Origin of the sequence: Nitrospira sp. (genome assembly GCA_016715825.1) — a bacterium.
In the GTDB taxonomy this organism is placed as follows: Bacteria; Nitrospirota; Nitrospiria; order Nitrospirales; family Nitrospiraceae; genus Nitrospira_D.
In genome coordinates this window covers 917,642-936,009 of sequence record JADJXO010000001.1, presented here as the reverse complement: position 1 = coordinate 936,009, position 18,368 = coordinate 917,642, and the positions used below count along the sequence as shown (strand labels likewise).

15 protein-coding genes are annotated in these 18,368 nt (G+C 53.4%); all 15 read right to left on the bottom strand.

Annotated elements, in window-relative coordinates; genetic code table 11:
- The 15 genes from IPM58_04560 to IPM58_04490 all read right to left on the bottom strand — a co-directional run bounded on the left by IPM58_04560 (position 1) and on the right by IPM58_04490 (position 18,347).
- Positions 1-252, bottom strand: coding sequence for a hypothetical protein (locus IPM58_04560; GenBank protein ID MBK9306363.1), 252 nt, complete (start codon positions 250-252; stop codon positions 1-3).
- Complete coding sequence (locus IPM58_04555) at positions 249-1,139, bottom strand: class I SAM-dependent methyltransferase (GenBank protein ID MBK9306362.1); 891 nt, start codon at positions 1,137-1,139, stop codon at positions 249-251. Before IPM58_04555 ends, IPM58_04560 begins: the two co-directional genes overlap by 4 nt.
- Complete coding sequence (locus IPM58_04550; GenBank protein MBK9306361.1) at positions 1,136-2,311, bottom strand: glycosyltransferase family 4 protein; 1,176 nt, start codon at positions 2,309-2,311, stop codon at positions 1,136-1,138. Before IPM58_04550 ends, IPM58_04555 begins: the two co-directional genes overlap by 4 nt.
- Positions 2,308-3,447, bottom strand: a complete 1,140-nt coding sequence (locus tag IPM58_04545; GenBank protein MBK9306360.1) for a methyltransferase domain-containing protein — start codon at positions 3,445-3,447, stop codon at positions 2,308-2,310. Before IPM58_04545 ends, IPM58_04550 begins: the two co-directional genes overlap by 4 nt.
- 1,030 nt (positions 3,448-4,477) lie before the next feature.
- A complete protein-coding gene (locus IPM58_04540) occupies positions 4,478-5,218 on the bottom strand; it encodes a class I SAM-dependent methyltransferase (GenBank protein ID MBK9306359.1) in 741 nt (246 codons plus the stop codon).
- 11 nt (positions 5,219-5,229) lie between these two features.
- A complete protein-coding gene (locus tag IPM58_04535; GenBank protein MBK9306358.1) occupies positions 5,230-6,204 on the bottom strand; it encodes a glycosyltransferase family 2 protein in 975 nt (324 codons plus the stop codon).
- The gene (locus IPM58_04530; protein ID MBK9306357.1) at positions 6,201-7,709 is read right to left on the bottom strand and encodes an oligosaccharide flippase family protein; all 1,509 of its coding nucleotides are present in this window, start codon (positions 7,707-7,709) and stop codon (positions 6,201-6,203) included. Before IPM58_04530 ends, IPM58_04535 begins: the two co-directional genes overlap by 4 nt.
- Positions 7,710-7,714: 5 nt before the next feature.
- The gene (locus IPM58_04525) at positions 7,715-8,902 is read right to left on the bottom strand and encodes a glycosyltransferase family 4 protein (protein ID MBK9306356.1); all 1,188 of its coding nucleotides are present in this window, start codon (positions 8,900-8,902) and stop codon (positions 7,715-7,717) included.
- Entirely contained in the window at positions 8,880-10,067 is a 1,188-nt protein-coding gene (locus IPM58_04520; protein ID MBK9306355.1) for a glycosyltransferase family 4 protein, read from the bottom strand. The genes IPM58_04525 and IPM58_04520 overlap by 23 nt, the downstream gene beginning before the upstream one ends.
- Entirely contained in the window at positions 10,064-11,446 is a 1,383-nt protein-coding gene (locus IPM58_04515) for an O-antigen ligase family protein (protein ID MBK9306354.1), read from the bottom strand. The genes IPM58_04520 and IPM58_04515 overlap by 4 nt, the downstream gene beginning before the upstream one ends.
- Positions 11,447-11,470: 24 nt before the next feature.
- Entirely contained in the window at positions 11,471-13,609 is a 2,139-nt protein-coding gene (locus IPM58_04510) for a polysaccharide biosynthesis tyrosine autokinase (GenBank protein MBK9306353.1), read from the bottom strand.
- A gap of 27 nt (positions 13,610-13,636) precedes the next feature.
- Positions 13,637-14,431, bottom strand: coding sequence for an SLBB domain-containing protein (locus tag IPM58_04505; GenBank protein ID MBK9306352.1), 795 nt, complete (start codon positions 14,429-14,431; stop codon positions 13,637-13,639).
- A 10-nt stretch (positions 14,432-14,441) separates the two neighbouring features.
- The gene (locus IPM58_04500; protein MBK9306351.1) at positions 14,442-15,395 is read right to left on the bottom strand and encodes an HD domain-containing protein; all 954 of its coding nucleotides are present in this window, start codon (positions 15,393-15,395) and stop codon (positions 14,442-14,444) included.
- Positions 15,396-15,425: 30 nt separating this feature from the next.
- The gene (locus IPM58_04495) at positions 15,426-15,602 is read right to left on the bottom strand and encodes a hypothetical protein (GenBank protein ID MBK9306350.1); all 177 of its coding nucleotides are present in this window, start codon (positions 15,600-15,602) and stop codon (positions 15,426-15,428) included.
- A gap of 228 nt (positions 15,603-15,830) precedes the next feature.
- Positions 15,831-18,347 (bottom strand): DNA internalization-related competence protein ComEC/Rec2, encoded by a 2,517-nt coding sequence (locus IPM58_04490; protein ID MBK9306349.1) that lies wholly within the window; start codon positions 18,345-18,347, stop codon positions 15,831-15,833.
- Between the last annotated feature and the right edge of the window lie 21 nt (positions 18,348-18,368).

The following is an 18,368-nucleotide window of genomic DNA, read 5'->3' as shown; positions in this document are numbered from 1 at the left end:
CTATTTGCCTTTCTCACGCACGGCACGGTCACGGCGTTCCAGTTCCTGCCGTTCGCGCTCATGTTGAGGCGATACCGATTGCGGTGGAACGTCCACCGGCTCGTATCGTGTGTGCTTGGCCGTTCCGACTGAATCCAGTAGTGTTCGTACGCCGAGCGCAGCCACTGCGCCAATAAGACACAGAAGGAGGAGCGCAGCCCACCCACGTAGGATCCGCTTCCAAGACCGCTTGTATGTGCGGGAAGTACTCATCGCGCATTCCCCGACCGTTGAGCGATAATCTCGAACGACGGCGCCCACACAAGGCGTCTCCGTGTCACGTAATAGAGGAACTGAGAAAGTGGCCACAGCGCCAATCGGCTCAGGGTCCATTTCACTTGACTGAACCACGGGTGTATAGGCGAGAGAGGACCTCGACTCGGTGTTGAGTTACGGAGACTGATGACGGTGAGTCCGGCCCCTTCCATCAAGACCGTGAGTGCCTTGGCGCTATAGAGATACCAATGAAACGCTTGGTCATATTGTGATCCAATCCAACGTGCAGGAGCCCTCATCGACAGATGAAATGCGCTGTTCGTAGCGCGTACGATGACAAGCCCATCAGGCGCCAAGAGGGTAGTGGCCTGCCGCAACATGATTGCCGGATCTGCAACGGTTTCGAGCACGTTGATCATGGTCACGATGTCATAATGCTGTGCCCATTCGCCCCTCTCGAGCATGTTCGGAGATAAGACCGTGAGACCTTTTTGAGCCGCGCGCATGGCGGCCTGTTTTGACAACTCAATCCCTGAACAGCTCCACCCGGCATCGCGACAGAGTACGAGGAACTCCCCGTCTCCGCACCCGATGTCCAGCAAGGTACCAGGTGAAGAACGGTAGAGGCACAGGTGATGGAATACACTCTGGAACACCGGCTGTCGGTCGTCTAATGCCTCGACCTCTCCATAATCTCCGTCATAGTCTTCCTGGAAATACGCTTCTAAAGTGTCGCGAGTCGGCCGAGGGTTAAGAAAGACGAGATCGCAGGCAGGGCAGCGAACGTATTGCCTCGTCGGGGTCTGAAAGGCTTTATCCAGTGGTTCATTGGCTCCACAGGGACACCCGATGCCGACTGCGTAATGATCGCTCAGGGTCGTCATGCCGCTTCCTGTCGAATCGTTGGAGAAGTCCCGACGGAGACCGTGCGTAACGCGGGCATCGCTTCTTCGAACACTCTGACGGTGTCGTCAACCATGTTGCCTACCGTAAAAGCACAGGCCACGTGGTGCTGCCCGGCCTTGCCCATGCGTGCGGCTTGGACGGGGTTGCGAAGCAGACTCCGAATCGCTTCCTCCAATGCCTGAGGATTCCGCGGTGGGATGAGTAATCCATTCAGGCCATCCTGGATGATTTCCGGAACCCCATTGACGCTGGAAGCGACTACAGGACGAGCCATGGCCATCGCTTCAAGGACAACGAACGGAAGACCTTCTGAAAGCGACGGCAAGACCACCACATCTGCCGCCGCATACCAATCGTCGACGTTATTCTGAGCTCCGACAAAGCGACAGGCATGCTCAACATTTATGGTTCCGGCCAACGATCGAAGTGCGTCTCGGCACTCGCCTTCGCCCACGAATAAGCAGACGAGAGACGGCCATTCTGCCAACAGTCCCGGCAACGCTTTGATGAAGAATCGGTGGCCTTTTTGTTCCGTTAGTCTCGCTACCATAAGCAGGGTTGGACCGTTGCCGACAGACCATTCCTTCCTGATCTTGTGAGGATCTCCATTCCGGGAGAATCGCCTTTGGTCAATGCCGTTCCGTATGGTTGTTATTCTGGTCGCGACACCTGGGCAATCGGCAAGGACATCCCGCTTGATTGCATCCGACACACAAATAAGCCGGTCTGTCAGCGGTAATAGAACTCGCAGAATTGCGAGGTAGAGATAGCGCTTGATCAGTCCCACCTCATAATCTCTGATCGAATTATGTATCGTTGCGACAACACAGGGAACTCCGGCTAGACGTGCTGCAAGGCATCCATAGACATTGGCCCGTGCTCCATGGGTCTGAAGAATCGCCACCTTATTGCGTTTGAGTAGGTTTGCCAAGTTCACAACTGCCAGTGGGTTGAAGAGCGGTCTGAGGTGAACAATATGAGTCGGAATGTGCCGGGCTATCATCTTGTCCACAAATGGGCCTGGTTCAGGGCAAATCAGTATCGGACGAAAACGGTCGCGGTCTACGTGTTCAAAGAGAAGTTCCAGGTAGCGTTCTCCTCCTCCGTACCCGGACGAGCCGGCTAGTTCTGCAAGCACCACGGGTGTCATGGTTTTTTCCCAACGATCAAGAGACTTCCTCGTAGATGCGGTACGGCGTAAAATGGCCATTTCGCCCAATTGATGCCATGTTGACTCGCCGTCTGGCGGCAGTCTTGCGTGTCTTCCCCAAGAAAGTATCGAGACTCTGCAATGTCAAAGCCCGTTTGGCGGAGCATGTCGGCTAATTCATGCATCGCGTATTCTCGTGCATGCGGCCGCCATTCATCATCTGGATTCTTGTAGCCTGGTGGAGCCAGCCGATCGTTTGGTGACCGGCCGATCAGCAGTTTGAAGACATTCCCGATCCGAGTCACATTCGGTGTTGTGAGGATGATGTGACCGCCTGATCGAAGGACGCGATAGGCCTCCGCAAGCAAATGGAAGGGTGATGTCAGATGCTCAATAATTTCTAGTGCGAATACCAGCTGCGTCGAGTGATCAGGAAGAGGGACCTCCTTGGAATACCCCTTGGTCTGAAAGTGACCTCCTACGGGATCAAGGTCAACGGTCAGGATGTTTGCCTGGATATCGTGTTGCATAAAGTTGACGAAATCCTGGGAAATCATGAGCCCGGCTCCATACAACTGTGCCGATTTGGTATAGTCGATTCGGCGAAGCAGTCGTAAGAGGCTACCGGGGAAAGGCCCTAAATCAACGATGGTCTGTCTGTCCGATGGCAAGGTACGCAACCCGATCCTTAATGCCACGTGCAAGCGGTCTCGACATTTCATGGCATGGTGCATGGGGACGGAGAAACGTTCGTCTTGTTGGCCGAAAGACTCATAGGGAGAGGGTTGGTAGGATTCAAGAAGGTTCAAAAAGTGATGTTTGGTCAGGTTGTAGGTCATCGTATGCCTGTCATGCCTGGTGCAATACGTCGTTTCCAGAAAAACGGCTGCATGATTGATACATGATGCACAGCCGCCACCGATAACATCATGAGGCAGGGTAAGACGGGTAATGCGTAGCGACCTGCCTCTACAGTGAAAGGGACATAGGCCACCGTCAGGCCGATAGGAAACACATAGAGAGGAAGGAGGATCTTCCAGCGATCTCGATGAACCCAGGCGCTGTAGCAGGCGAAGACAATGAGAATTGGGACTAGCACCAGGCGTTTGAACAGACTGTAGAACGCCACTACCCATCCCCTTTCCTGGGCATCCTTTGAAAGCCCTAGGAGGACTCCCTGCTGCTCATCAAATAAGTAGAACGAATTGCCGACCCAAAAGTCCCAGACTCTTCCGAGCGTCAAGCTCAGATAGCTCAAAGGGTCTGCCATGATCCGCTCAATCCCCTTTTGCCGCAATAGTTGATCTGTCTGGACCTCATACATCGCATAGGCATGGGGAAGCGGTGTGAGGCCAGCGCTCTCCCAGATGGCATATTCTCGCTCGAGCGGCATGGGCCAACTTCCACGAGAAGCTGGGTCACTCCCCATCCAGAATCCGACTCCTATTCCGGCTGACACTGGAATAATGTGATGAAATTCTGTGAAATTCCGCACGGACCATGGCAGCACGAGAATAAGACAGGCTGTTCCGTACACGATTCCGTAGCGCAGCTTTCGTGAAATGCGATCTGTACCGATTCCGATCAGTGAGGTGAGTAACACCGCCAATACGAGAACGACTGGCTTGCACAAGACGGTCAATCCAGCTACGAGCCCCATGATGGCAAAGCGATGTGCAGATGGTGACTTCATGGCTAAGATCGTCGCCCATAACCAGAGACTCATTAAGAGCGTGAGGAGCGCTTCGCTCCGTATTCGAGGGTCATAGGTCCAGTAAGCGGGATAAAGGAAAAAAAGGGAAGCCGCCCAGGCTCCCACCCGTGAATCCCATAGGATAGTTCCCACTCGATAGATACCCCATGCTGCGCAAAGGTCGAACAGAATGTGTAGCATCGGCACCCACTCTGGTCGGTGCCCAATGAAGAAATAGAACCCTGCAAGAACGGCTGGATAGAGAGGACCCACATGTGCAGCTGGATTGACGCCATCGAGGGTGAACTGTCCAAGAGATACGAGATTCCATGCCAGCGTATCGAACAATTGATCAACAGCAAAGGCCTGATTGGGAGCCTTCCAGATGACTCCTACCCGTGCAAGCAGTCCAAGGCCAATGGCCGGCAGCAGAATCATTCCGGACGGGGTGAGGTGTGCATTCCAATGTCTAATCATTTCACGCACACCCCGATTAAGTTGGTATCCTGAGCGATTCCTTCTGTGTACTCAATGTCGGCAGGCACAAGGTCTCCCAGGTCGGGACCCCCATGTAATCGACTGATCAGGCTGCCGATCCAATGACGAACCGGACGTGGAACACAGGTGCGTAGTCCGAGGGGGTCCCATGTGCGGATCGTGTCCATCGACTGTTCTGCTGTCCTGAGCCGGTGGCCTTGACGACGTCCGTACCAACGAATCGTGGAAAAGTGGGGTGCCAGCAAATCCATGAATTCTTGTGCTGTGTATTCTCGAATATGGTAGGGATCGCTCGGCTTGACCCCCTTTCCTTTTCCATGGGGGGTAAAAATGATGAGTGTGCCATGCAGCTTCAACACGCGAGTCAGCTCAGCCACGAAACGGCCATCATCTTGGATATGCTCGATGGTGTCTTGTGAGACGATGCAGTCAAATGATTCATCGCGAAATCCGAGCGCGCATCCATCCATTGCGAGAAAGTGTACGTTAGGTCGAGGATAGTCGGACCGACTCTTGGCCGCGACCGCCTGAACACAATCGATGGCCACGATCGTGTCCGCGCAGGGTCCGAGATAATCCGCACCGTACCCGGTCCCGCACGACAAATCTAAGATCCGATGAGGGTGTGCGGCATCGAGCTGACGAGCGGCCCACACATATCCCGATAGATTGACAACATGCTGTGTGTCAGTAGGATAGGCAGCTCGACGTTCCATGAAAGGGTTCCTTATCCTCTCCCCTGCCCATTCCAGGCCAATTCGGAATCAATCGAGCGTTTTCCGGTCAAGATCCGAGAAATGATCGACAGAGTGGTACCGAATGCTTCGCCCTGAGCGGTCGATGTAGAGCCGATTACGCTACTGATCAGTCTTACGATCGCTCCCGTAGCAATCCACGTTTTCATGATCCAACGGGCGAAGAGTGAAAAATGCTTTTCCACATATCGGATTCGGCTGAACTCCCAGACAAGATTCAACTGTTCGCGATGCCTCTCTCCGCTACGACCGATCAGATGCGTGACATCCGCATCAGCCATGTGTCGAATCCGATACCCCTTTTTCCGAATCGCCCGACAGAGATCGATATCTTCAAAATACATAAAGTACCCTTCGTCTAACCCACCACATGCCTTCATGAGATCACGGCGTACCATCAGGCATGCCCCATTAATCCAGTCCACATCCTGCGACTGGGAACAGTCGATGGCCAGCTTTGACGCGAGAGCACCTTGGAGTCCAGGGGCGCATCGACGAAAGAATGCTGCATAGGTCAGATGGTCGCGAACCGACGGAAAAGGAAAACACGATTGATACATCCGGCCGTCTTCCGTCCATTGCTTGCAGCCTACGGCCCCGATATCCGGCTCTCGATCGAGGCTGGTGACCATGTGCTCTAATGCATGAGGGTGTAGGCGCGTATCGCTGTTCAACATGAGGAGATACCGTCCGCAACTTACCTCAAGTGCTTGATTGACTGCTTTGGAAAATCCTCGATTCTGAGGATTCACGATGAGTGACATTGTTGGGTACTGGTTTCTCACAGCCTCCGGTGTCCCATCGTGAGAATTGTTATCCACAAGAATCACTTCGACTGTCATCTTGCCAGAAGTCTCAAACACCGACTTGAGACAATCCAGCACCAAGGTTCGCGTGTTGTAGCTGACAATCGCGATCGACAGGTCCAGGTCGTCTCCAGAAGTCATGCGCGCACACATTGCGATTGATAGTTCCAGAGCGCATTGAGCCGAGGTCGTTCGATCCACCAGAGGTATCCGCCGAATAATAGGATCGCAACTAAGCCAAGGATTTCTGGTGTCCATGACACGAACACTCGATGCTGGAGCTGAACCGTTGAGAGAACCATTCCCATTAGAATACCGAGAGACCCAGTGCGACTCAGCGAGAGAAACGTGTCATTGCTTGAAGAGCCGAGGAGTCGTCGACTCTCCCATGCCTGCAATGCAACGCCGAATAGATAGCTGCCGGTGAGCGAGAGCGCGGCGCCGAGCACTCCGAGCCAGTGTGTCATTGGAACAATAATGGCCAGATAGAGGGCACATTGCCCAATCCAGCTCCTCATTTGAAGGTCCGGACGTCTCATTCCGTAGTGCAAGGATGCCATGACGCTGGCATAGCCGCTGCAAACAGCGTAGAGACAAAGAACTCTCAGTGGGTCGACGATATCGCCCCATTGCGGGCCGAATACAACAGGCACCATGACCGGTGACAAGGTTCCAATCGTCACGGCAAGTGGGATGTAGATAACACCAATGAGTCCGACTTGAAGATTGAATACACGAATGAGACCGAGCTGATCCTGTTGCAAGGAGGCATAGGTCGGCACGCTGATCTGTTGCATGAGTGCAGTAGCCCGCGCCCCAATGAGGAGAGGAATGGCCATCGCTAACTGGTACATTCCTAATGCTTCGGCTCCCAGTAGGCGACCAATAACAAACTCGCCGCCGGTCATCACAGCAAAGGCACAAAGTGTTGTGGCGTTCAGTCGGCTGCCGTAGTGGGCAAAGTATGAAAGGGCGGATCCACGTAACGACCAGTGAGGCACAAACCGGGTTACACGAAATGACAGCAAGCATCCGACTGCCAAGGCGACAAGTTGTCCGATGACCAAAGCCCAGACGGTGCGATACACAAGCGCAATCGTCAAAGTCACGGTCGTTTCAACACCGCGTCGGACGGCATCGAGTGTGACGCGACGTCTCAGGTCAAGTCGTTTCATCATGACAGCCAACGCAGGGCTGTAAAGACCCTGTATGATCAAAGCCCAGGCATGGACTCGAAGCAGTGGCTCCAGTAATGGCATACGCATCAGTTCACTGATCATCCCAGCCATCATCCAGACCCCGCTTGCCAGCACTAGGCCTCGTAACGCCGATGCCGACCAGGCCGTCGCCAGATCCTCTTCTGTTACATTCTCTTTTGCAATCAGGGTGGCTTCGATACCGAACTCACTGATTGTCAGCATGGCGAGTAAGACGGCCGCCGACGCTGCCATCACGCCAAAATCTGCCGGAGTGAGGATTCTTGCGAGGATCACCAGCTGTACTGCCGCAATGACCTTGTCGAAGAGGAATCCCCCTCCGGCCCACCCAACAGCGCGGAGGATCCGGTCGCGAAGCCGTGGAGAGATTGCCGTACTGGTAGGAGGACACTTCTCCGGCAGATTGTCATGTTGTTCTTGGTTCTCCATCCCATTCACGCAGCTAACGCTGTTTGACCGATAGCCTGTTGGCATACCTGTTCAAGCTGTGCTGCTCGAGCAGACCAGGTGTGAGTTTGCACAACAGCAGACCGTCCCCGTTGGCCCATCTTCTCTCGAAGCTCTGGATTACCCAGCAAGGTCAAAATTTGATGAGCCAGATCATCGTGATCGTCGGCTTGAACGGACAAACCACAGCGGAAGTCAACGACGACATCTCCGTATCCAGGCCCGGCTGTCGCAACCACGGGACGTCCACACGCAAGATACTCCCACAATTTCATCGAGTCGCCAGGATAGGACCTCGTCTGTCTGTGTAACACCACACAGACATCGCAGGCGGCAATCCATTTGGGTACGGCGTCGAAGTCGGTCCGCCCAACGAAATGGACATGGCGAGAGAGATCTAGACGATCAACCTGTGCTTTGAGCGCTAGTGTGGTCTGTCCTTCTCCGACCAGAAGGCATTGAACGGTCGGATGCGACTTCGCGACAATGGCGATCGCATCGACGAGTGTGTCGAGACCGTGCCACGGGAAAAATCCACCGACAAACCCGATATAGGGTCCCTGATCGACAAGCGACAATGCTGTTCGGGCCGCGTGATGAGGCTGAGGAGAGAAATGAACAGGATCAACCCCATTCTTGATTACCGCACACTTGCCTGAATTGACCGGCTCCAATGACTTGAGGCTGCGGAAGAGTTCGGGACACACGCTGACGATCGCATTCGCGTGCCTTGCGGCCAGACGAAATCCATGGCTCAAGAGGCTACGGAATGGCGTGAGACGCCACATCCCCTGGACTTCTTCGTTCGGGAGTCCATTCACAAAGTACACGACGGGGCAGGAATATTTTTGTACCGCCCACAAGGGGGCGAGCTGTCCTGGAGAATCAAACCACAGCAACACGTCCGGAGTTGTCTCGCGTAACAGTCTCGTCAATATCTGTTTTGAGCTCAGTAGAAAAGAAATAGGGCGCAATCCTCCCCATCTGATGACTGGGACCATCTCAATGTGTATCTGTGATGGAACAGAAACACGAGGTCTGGGTTGCTCAGATTCCGGTGCTACCACGGTGACGTTATGCCCGCGGACAGCTAATGCCTTGGCAAACTCCAACACTTGTCGCGAACCTCCGGCCGCTACGCCGAGGTCTTCATCACAGTACATGAGAATGTGCATGATGGCTTTCCATGATGTCTTCGCTGAGCCAATGACGAAGCTGCTCCACGATGGCAGTCCAGGAAAACCTGCCCTCTATAAATCGACGTCCCTGTTGCCCCATGACTGTGCATCGAGCCGGGTCGTTCAACAGCGTAATGATGGCGTCGGCTAGTGGACGAGCCTGGTCCGACGGGATCAGGTGCACACCGCTATCAGGAGTAAATGTGGACGCAACCGATGGAATCGCGCTCGCGACCACCGGCCGTTGGCATGCGAGGTAGTCAAAGATCTTCACCGGAGAAGTCTCTCCACGGTCGCCACAAAATGGGGCTACGCAGAGATTCATGGCACCAATCCACACCGGCACCTCCTCGTAGGGAACACGACCGGTCCAGATAATGTTGTCCTCCATCCTCAGATGTCTGGCCTGTTGCTTCAGCTCTTCAACCACCTCCCCATCGCCCACGAGTACAAGTTGCGTGGTCGGGCAGACTTCCTTGATCAACACCATCGCATCCAACAAACAAGCGAGGCCCTGATATCGGTAGAAGCTCCCAACGAACCCGATGTATGGGCGTGCAGGTAACAGACCAAGTTCAAGACGAGAAGCCACAGAATCACGCGGACCAAACTGTTGTTCATCTGTGCCGCTGGGAAGCACTACGATCCGCTCAAGGGGAACGCCATAGCGATCATGCAGTAACCCTCGCAATCCATCCGTCAGCACAACAATCCGATCGCAGTGCTTGAAGGCGAGTTTGGCCAAAAGTTCTTTTAGGCGTCCCCTCCCCCACGTTCGTTCGCCGAGCCAGTCAGGAACCGGCTCACCGTTTACTTCGCAGACGCACGGGACGCCTAGCACCTTGGCGAGAATCAAGGCATGCGGACTATCCATCCATCGGTAGTACACAATGTCCGGCTTGGTCAGGAGTGCACGAACCAGTCCTTGAATAAACGATCCCAGAGCATAGGATAGTGGACGAATCAGCGGGAGATGGATGACTTTGATGGGAATGACTGTGCAGGGACGACGGCTTGCCGCCGATCGGTACCGAGGGGGAAACATCGTGACTCGATCTCCGATTTGACTGAGGGTCTCTGCTAATTTCCACATGCGAACCAATCCCACCGGATCTCGGGGGGCATCCGGCTCATACCAATAACAAAAGAGAAACCAGGTCACGGCGCCTCCTTCAGCTTGCGAGATACGTCTTGTTCAGCTGATAGAATCGGTAACAACATGACGAGACCGGCACAAAGCCAAAACGGCTCCATAATGCGAATGATGATAAAAGTATTGGCGCCGACGCCGTGTGCAAGCATGGCGAGTAACCCTAAGAGAAACCCATGGGCCAGCCCTTTTGCAAATGGATCAGTCTGTGACACAAATGACTCTCTGGCACATCGCCAGAGGCGATAGATGATAAATCCGAAGGCGACAATCCCTGCAAGACCTGTTTCCCCGATGATTTTCACGTACTGTGCATCCGCCCATGCATACCCAGTGATTCCGCGACCCAGGATCGGATCATGAACCCAATCTTTCAAGACATATGCCCATGACTTCAGTCGTTCAGTTGTGGAAAGGTCAAGTCCGACAGCGCCGACTTTGATCTCTCCGCCATATTGGCGACCGAAGAATGTTTCGTTCACACGATGTTTGACGTTTTCTGGCGCAAACAATGGGATTAAGGCGATGATGAGAAGCAAAACTGTGACCACACGTGGCCGTCGCCACTGGGTTACCCCTACGGCCGCAAGCAGGACGGCGCCGGCCAGGTAGGAAGACCGCGACAAGGTGGCCATCAGCGCCAAAATGGCAAAGCCGCCCAGTACCAGCAAGGCGACACGAATCGCGCCGACTTGGACATGCAGTAACAGTCCCGTCATGATGGCGAGCAGAAATACCAAGTAGCCACCTAACGTATTGGGTTCTCCGCTTTCTCCTTCAAATGGTGCGGATGCGCGTATACCGCTTGGTATTTGAGAGATGGCATAGAAACTCACGAGGAGGCCGACGACAAGTAACGCCACCACGAGCCCCACGACCTGCTGCTGAGAGCGCACGTGGTTGACGACCATAAAAAACACAAAGAAATATTCAAAGTACTTCAGCACAAAAAAGAATCCCGTCATCGGTCTGACATGTCCATTGAGCACGCCGAATAACGTTGAGACGACGCAGATCACCATATACACGGCGATCGGTCGATTCAGAGGTGTTTTCCGAAACAAGGCCAGTTCGCGGTAGAGAATATTCTTCACAAGCCAGCTCGCTCCGATGATGACCAAAAGAATGTCGTCCATCCGGAACGATAACTCTCGTCCTCCGACACCACGTCCCTGGATTTGCCCAATGGCAATCTCCGGCGACAACAACATCGACGCAATAAGGAGATAGAGCGCGGCTGATACGGACGTGAAGGCGATAAGGATGATTAAAAACCCGAAGACGGCTTGGAGGCCGATCGCAGGTGTCGTGAGTGTAAGACCCAATGCGATGGCGATCGCAAGGACTGAAACCACGAGGCTGTCTTGTGCTGTAATGGCCGCTGGTTGCATGACGGTGCAGCTCCTGAAGTCACGTCAGCGATACTCGTAGCGATAGAGTCCGTACTCCGGCGTCACTTCCGATTTCACGTTCGTCAGGACCACCCCGAGAACATTGGCCTGGGCATGGTCGAGCAGGAATTTGGCACGTTTAAGGGCGTTCCGACCGATTCGACCGACTTGGTACACCAAGATGGTCCCATCGACACGAGAGCTAAAGGCGACCGCATCCGTCACCGGAAGAATCGGTGGGGTATCGATCAAGACAATGTCATATTCTTCTTGCATTTCGGCTGTCAGGGCTTTGATTTTATTGATGTTCAGAAACTCGTTCGGATTACCCGATTCCGATCCGCTGGTCAGGACATGTAAATTATCCAACCCTGGTGTGCTCATGAGTCGATCGACACCGACCGTCCCGAGCATAAGATCGGTAGCCGAGCGAACATAGGATCGCCAAGAGGTCGTCCCGAGCAACGCATCGACCAAGCCTGGTTCACGGTCTAGGCCGAGCCGCTGATGCACAATCGGCTTTCGAAGATCGGCATCCACCAGCAAGACCTTCATTCCTTCTTGCGCCATGGTAATGGCCAAATTGATCACACAGGTACTTTTACCCTCTCCAAGACCGGCACTGGTGAAGATGATCGATTTGACTCTGCGGTCTAAACTGGCGAATTGAATGTTGGTCCGTAGCGAGCGAAGACTTTCGGATAAGACAGACTTAGGATCGAGCAGACAGATCAATTTCGACAAACTGTCTGCCACAGAGTCTGGTGTATCCTGAGGCAACGACTCCTGAGCCATGTCCTTCAGGACCTTGTGGTCGAACTGCGGAATAATTCCTAAGACAGGAACTTTCAGAAACTCCTCAACTCCTTCGATAGTTCCGATGGAGGTATCAAAGGACTCCCGCCCAAACGCCAGTATGATTCCAAGGAAACATCCCATCACCCCTCCGATCATCAAGTTCAAGGTGACATTTGATGCGTTAATGGGGCTTATAGGCGTCATGGCTGGAGCGATGATCGTGACTTCCTCAATCCGTTCGGCTCCTTTGATCAGCAATTCCTGATGTTTGGCCTTCAGTGTTGCCAGGAGATCCGTATTGACCTTGACCTCACGCTCCAATCGCGTCATCTGTATCGCGGCTCGGGGGTATCCAAGATAGCGTGTTCGGTAGTGATTCCGCTGTTCTTGAAGAGCATCCTCTCGATCCATCAGCGTAGAAACTTTGGACCTCAGCTCTTTGACCATTTCCGATTTAACATTGTCGATCTTTTTCTGCTGCTCCGTCACTTGCGGGTGATCCGACGTGTAGTTAATGAGTAGCGTGTCTCTCTCTTGAATCAGATCCAATAACCGCTGATTCAGGATTGTGAGAAGCGCATTTTGCTCCTCAGTAAAGATTCGGCCGGTTTGATTCCCGATGATCGCGTCAGATCGTTTCAATACCTCAATCTGACGTTCGCCTTCCGCACGCTTTCGTAAGACTTCATTATAGTGTTCTTCAAGTCGGGTGAAGGTATCCAATGCAGCTCTCGCTTCATCTGACAGAAATACTTGTCCTTCTTTCTCTTTAAACGTCCTCAACGCCTCCTCAGCATCATTCAGACGTTGTTCCAAGTTCGCCAGCTGTTCTTCCACGAACCGTCTTGATTCGGTGACGAGGCGGTTGCGCGCCGCAATGTTTTCCACTCGATAGGCGGACGCGGTGGAATTGGCCATCTGCTCAGCCTGTTCTGGTTGATCGGACGTGGCAGAGATGCGAATGATATTCGTATCACCTTCTCGTTGTGCCGTAATTTCTTGGCCCAGGTTGTAAATAATATTAAGATAGGCCGCTGATCGCTTCGTCTCCTCTGATGTGTCCGGAGCGACTCGGCCCAGATCTGTTGCCACTCGTTCCATAACTGGAAAGCTTCGGATGAATTCCGTCTGTGTGCCAATATCATCGAGGTTTGAGTAGGAGAGTGATTCCAATAGCTGCTGGGCCATCGTCGCACTCCGCTCAAACTTGACTCGCGCGGATGCTTCGTAGACAGGATCGGGCTTGAGCAACTCCGAAAAGAGGAATGTAAAGATCACGACCATGACAGTGGACAGTAGTATGAGGTACTTACGCTTCTTGAGAATCAGCCAGTAATCGATGACGTTGAGTTCGTATTGTGCCATGAATAGCTTTCGTCTTAGCTCATCGTCTTACGGCTTGAACGAAGTAAATGCTGGGATCAGATAGGCCGGATAAATCGGCATGATCGCAGCCTGAAGGATCGGCGTCAGTTTCTTCGCTGCTTCTGTCGCGTCGCCGAGCTGTTCACGCGGAACATAAATAACATCATTTTCCTCAAGAGCGATGTTTCTCGAGAGGTCGCCATACGTAAAGAGCCGAGCTAGATCAGCCGTCAAGATCTTCGGATTTGTAAAGTCTCCACCTCGGACCACTCGAATTTCTTCCAAGAGTGCCGTCTCGTAGAAATTATCCACAGCTGCCAGTGCCTGTAGTACCGTCATGTTGCGTGCCATCGGAACCATCCCAGGTTTCTTGACGTCCCCAAATACGAATATCCGTTTGATCTTGAGCAGTTTCTTTTTGAGTGTTACCTGGGCGCGCGGCTCCTTCATAAATGGCTTAGCTGCGTCTTGTACTCGCCGTTCAGCTTCAGCGACCGTGACCCCTCCGACAGGGACTTCTATGAATCCAACAGAGACGGAACCGTTCTCTCGTACGAGACTGCTATATTTCTCTTCTCCTGCTCCACGTCGAATGACGACCTCCAAAGTATCGCCCGTTTCAATCGAGGCGTCTGCTGTTGGTACTGTTTCGTCGGCAAATACATCCCCTTTCGGAAGCGGAGGCAGTGATTGTGGACCGGTGCTCACGGCTGATGGCGGCAATGTCGATTGTCCAGGGTTGCGACATCCAGCCGATAAGACAAGACCGACCCCGACTGCAACGACAACAACGGCTAACGGTTTGTTATGCGATCGCAGCATAGCGTCTCTCCTACGATGGAGCCCTACCGTGCAGGACTTCTACGACATGTCGTGACATTCCTTGTGATAAGTCCAACTCACTCGCTTCCCCGAATTTTGTGAGTGTCACGACGGGGCGGAGTGGGTAGCGGGGATTTGTTTTTGTGACCGTCACGGTTTCACCGGTATTGAGTCGTACGACTGTTCCGATTGGATACAGCGTGATCTGGTCTCCGACTGCTTTCAACACGGGAAGTGAAAACGTTGTCCTACCATGAAGAAGGAGTTCACGCATGGCCTGATGAGGTGAGATGCTGTGGCGATAGGGCCGTGCCGTTACCATCGCATCCAACGTATCAACAATTCCGATGATCTGTGCTGCCTCCTCAATCTGTTTGCCTTTGAGCCGACAGGGATATCCGCTTCCATCCCATCGTTCGTGTTCCTGTGCACTAATGCCGGCAATCCATTCGAATACAGTACCCTGTCCGGCAAGAATGCGGCGACCTCGCTCGGGATGAGTACGAATGATGTCTCGCTCTTCTTCAGATAAGACTCCTCGTTTTGAGACGAATCCCTCAGGGACTGTCCACATGCCGATGTCATGGAGCAAACCTGCCAATGCCAGGCGCTCTAGCTCGTGGTCTCGGTAGTGCAGACCGAAACCTACCTTCGTGGCCAGCACTGCGACATGCAGTGGATTGTCGACGAGATAGTCGTCAGTCTGCCCGTTCAACGCCCATTCGATAAGATTCTCGCTATCCTGCAGTCGTTGAACAATCTGCTCAGCGTAAGGGGCACAGCTTTTGACATCCGGGACTTTGTTGGAGCGGATGGCGTCCGTGATCCGGAGGAGTTCTTGCCTCGTAGAAGTGATCCAAGAACGATCGGCTTGCGTCGAGGACGCGGCCGCCTGGTGCGGCCGTGTTCCACTCCCCTGAGGCTGAGAGGCGTGCTCTCGGATCAAATCAGACAACCGTGCCACTGGTCTATGTTCTCCTCAACGTGAAGCTCTTCATTGAGTACCCGCTTTTCGAGTCGCGGGATCTTGGCGGATCTCAAGTTTATTAAACTCTCGTTCCAATGTGGCACGGATGAAGCCGCTCGTTGTGTATCCCTGCTGTTTCAGGGCATCGAGTTTTTCCTTGAGCTCGACCGGAAGCTGAATGACGATGCGAACAAGCTTAGCCATGATCAGAACTCCCTAAAGACAAGGCACGTGTCATGGACAAGTCGTTTGCACATGCTGTGCCTTGCTGGCAATTAGATAACCCTGTGAAAGTATTGATACTTCTGTTGCGATCTACTAGCGTCTAGGCCAGGAAGAGCCAAAAACTGTCCTTCCTAACCGGTCTTGTACGGTGGCGAGGACCGAGGTGAGGGACTCCTAACTGCTGAAAATGAGTAGGAGAAGTGCTGGTCAGTCGAAAGAGGCAACGAGTCGGTTCCAGTTGTGGTATTCACAACGCCAGGGACGGTTCACCAGGTCAACGGGTTTCAGGACAAGATCCCGCATGCGTCCGACGGTGAACTCAGATGTTGATAGTCGACCCGAGACCCAGACTGCTCCGTCAAGATCCGTGCGATAGATGGTGGCCTCCTGATCCGTATAGGCTTGAAGCACCGACCCTACGGGATGTCCATACGGGTTGCCAGCTCCAACCGATATGATGGCATACCTCGGGTGAACGTGGCGGATCCACTCATGATCAAGGGAGCTGCGTGCTCCATGGTGTGGCACTTTCAATACTGTCACAGGCTGTCGACCGTCGGCTGTCAAGCGGCTCAAGCCAGCGGCTTCAATATCGGCTGCGAACAAAAGCGAGTACGTCCCGCATTGTAGTCTTGACACGATGGAATGGTTGTTCAATGAGGTCCCACCTTGGAGTTTGATCAGATCAAGATCTGCGGAGCGTTCGGGCGGGTTGAGAATGGTCAAACGACAGGGCCCGGAAGGCAACAGGTCTTGCCCGAGCGCTGCGATGTGTTCATCGATTCCTCGAACACGAAGAGCGGATCGAAGCTCTTGGGAGAATTGCTCGGATCGAACAACGCCACTTCCCCAAAACTCACCGATGGAGAAATGACGGAGTATCCAAATGAGGCCGCCTACGTGATCGACTTGATCATGTGTTGCAATAACCACATCGAGATGGGAAATCCCATGATTCCACAAGAAAGGTGCGACGACCATTTTCCCCACATCGAACCTCTCACGACGCGTCCCACCGTCGATAAGCACAGTCCTTCCGTCTGGAAGCTCGACGACGGCACTATCTCCTTGGCCAACGTCGAGAAAGGTGACTCGCCAATGGTCTCCATCTCCGCGCAAACCTGGATGCATCAACCACCAAGCGAGCAGGATGACCAACGTGCCCGCACCTATCAGACGAGCACGATGCGGCAATGTTCGAATAACAAGAAACAGACCACCACCATAAAAGAGGACCATCATGGGTATCGATGGTGCCGCCACATACCACTCTCCGCCGGGAATACTGGCGCACCATCGTAGGCTCGTTACCATCCAGTCGAAGCAAGATGCTAGCCAATCCCCCATGATCAAGAAATCGTTCCCGGTGAGAATAGTCCATACGGCGGCCAGTAAACCCAGAGGGACTAGGACCAGACCTGTAAAGGGGACAGCCAGGAGGTTCGTGACGACTCCCATCCATGGAACTTGGTTGAAATAGAATGCGACCAAGGGAAGGGTTGCCAATGTGACTGTTCCACTGGTCATGAGGGCGCTGAGGATTGCGGTCGTGATGCGAGAGTGGGGATGCCGATGGGGAGCGGCTTCGTCCTCGTTCTCGACTTGTATGTGAGCAAGCAGACTAAGTATCGCCAGAACGGAGAGAAAGGAGAGCTGAAAGGAGATGTCAAAGATTGCTCGAGGATCATGCAACACAATGATCAGAAGAGCCACTGCCATCGCATGTCCGAGATGACGCTGGTGCCCAAGCCAGACAGTCGCCATTCCTAAGGTAATCATGATAAGCGAACGAATGGTTGCCACTTCGGCTCCCGCCAGGGCTGCATACAGGGTGACGGCTGGCCAGGTCAGAAGAACGGCAATCTGAGAGGGAGTGATTCTCCGCGATATCGTTAACAACAGAGCAGACGGAAGCCATAGGATTGATCGTTTCACTAATCCAAATAACACGACGGCGACTAGCCCGAGATGGGAGCCGGAGATTGAGAGAAGATGAATGGTGCCTGTGATCATAAACCATTCTTGAATGTCCTGTTCAAGATAGCCACGCTCACCGATGATCATACCGAGATAGATTCCCAATGCTGGCTGATTCAAGGTGTGGATGGCTGCCTGTCGTACGATGTTCCTCCACTGATCAACCTGGCCCAAGATGTGCCATCGACCCGTGAGTGGCCTTTCGATGAGCGCTACTGCGTCAGGACCATTTAGTGCAGCGATAAAATCAATGCCGTGATGCACCATATACGTGGCATAGTTGAATCCAGATGGATTCAAAGATCCTTTGGGGCGGTGAATAGTGCCCTGGAACGTAACGCGATCCCCCTGGTGTAGTGTCAAGCCAGGATCGCGCCATATCACGCGTATACGACTGGACGTCTCTGACGTGTCATCGGTTTTGATGAGGACCGTCTGACGTCCCACCCCATGCTGAACTGGTAGAACAACTCGTCCCGAGATGCTAGTTCTATGGCCATCTTGGAGATCCGAGGAAGTTGGATAAAGAGTTGGTGGGGGAATGAGGAGACTCCAATAGACCACCCCTGACAAAAGGCTCAGATACAGAGGGAGTGTTCGATGTGTGTCCAGGTGGCCGCCCCGTTCAAGGAGAGTGAAACTAAAGGCGATGGCAGCCAATAGTGCGATTGAGGAAATCGGGAAAAAGGGAAGCCAAGATCCAACCAGAAGCCCAAAGAGAAATGCGACCGTGAGAGATGGGAGCATGAGCGTCCCTCGTGCTCGAGA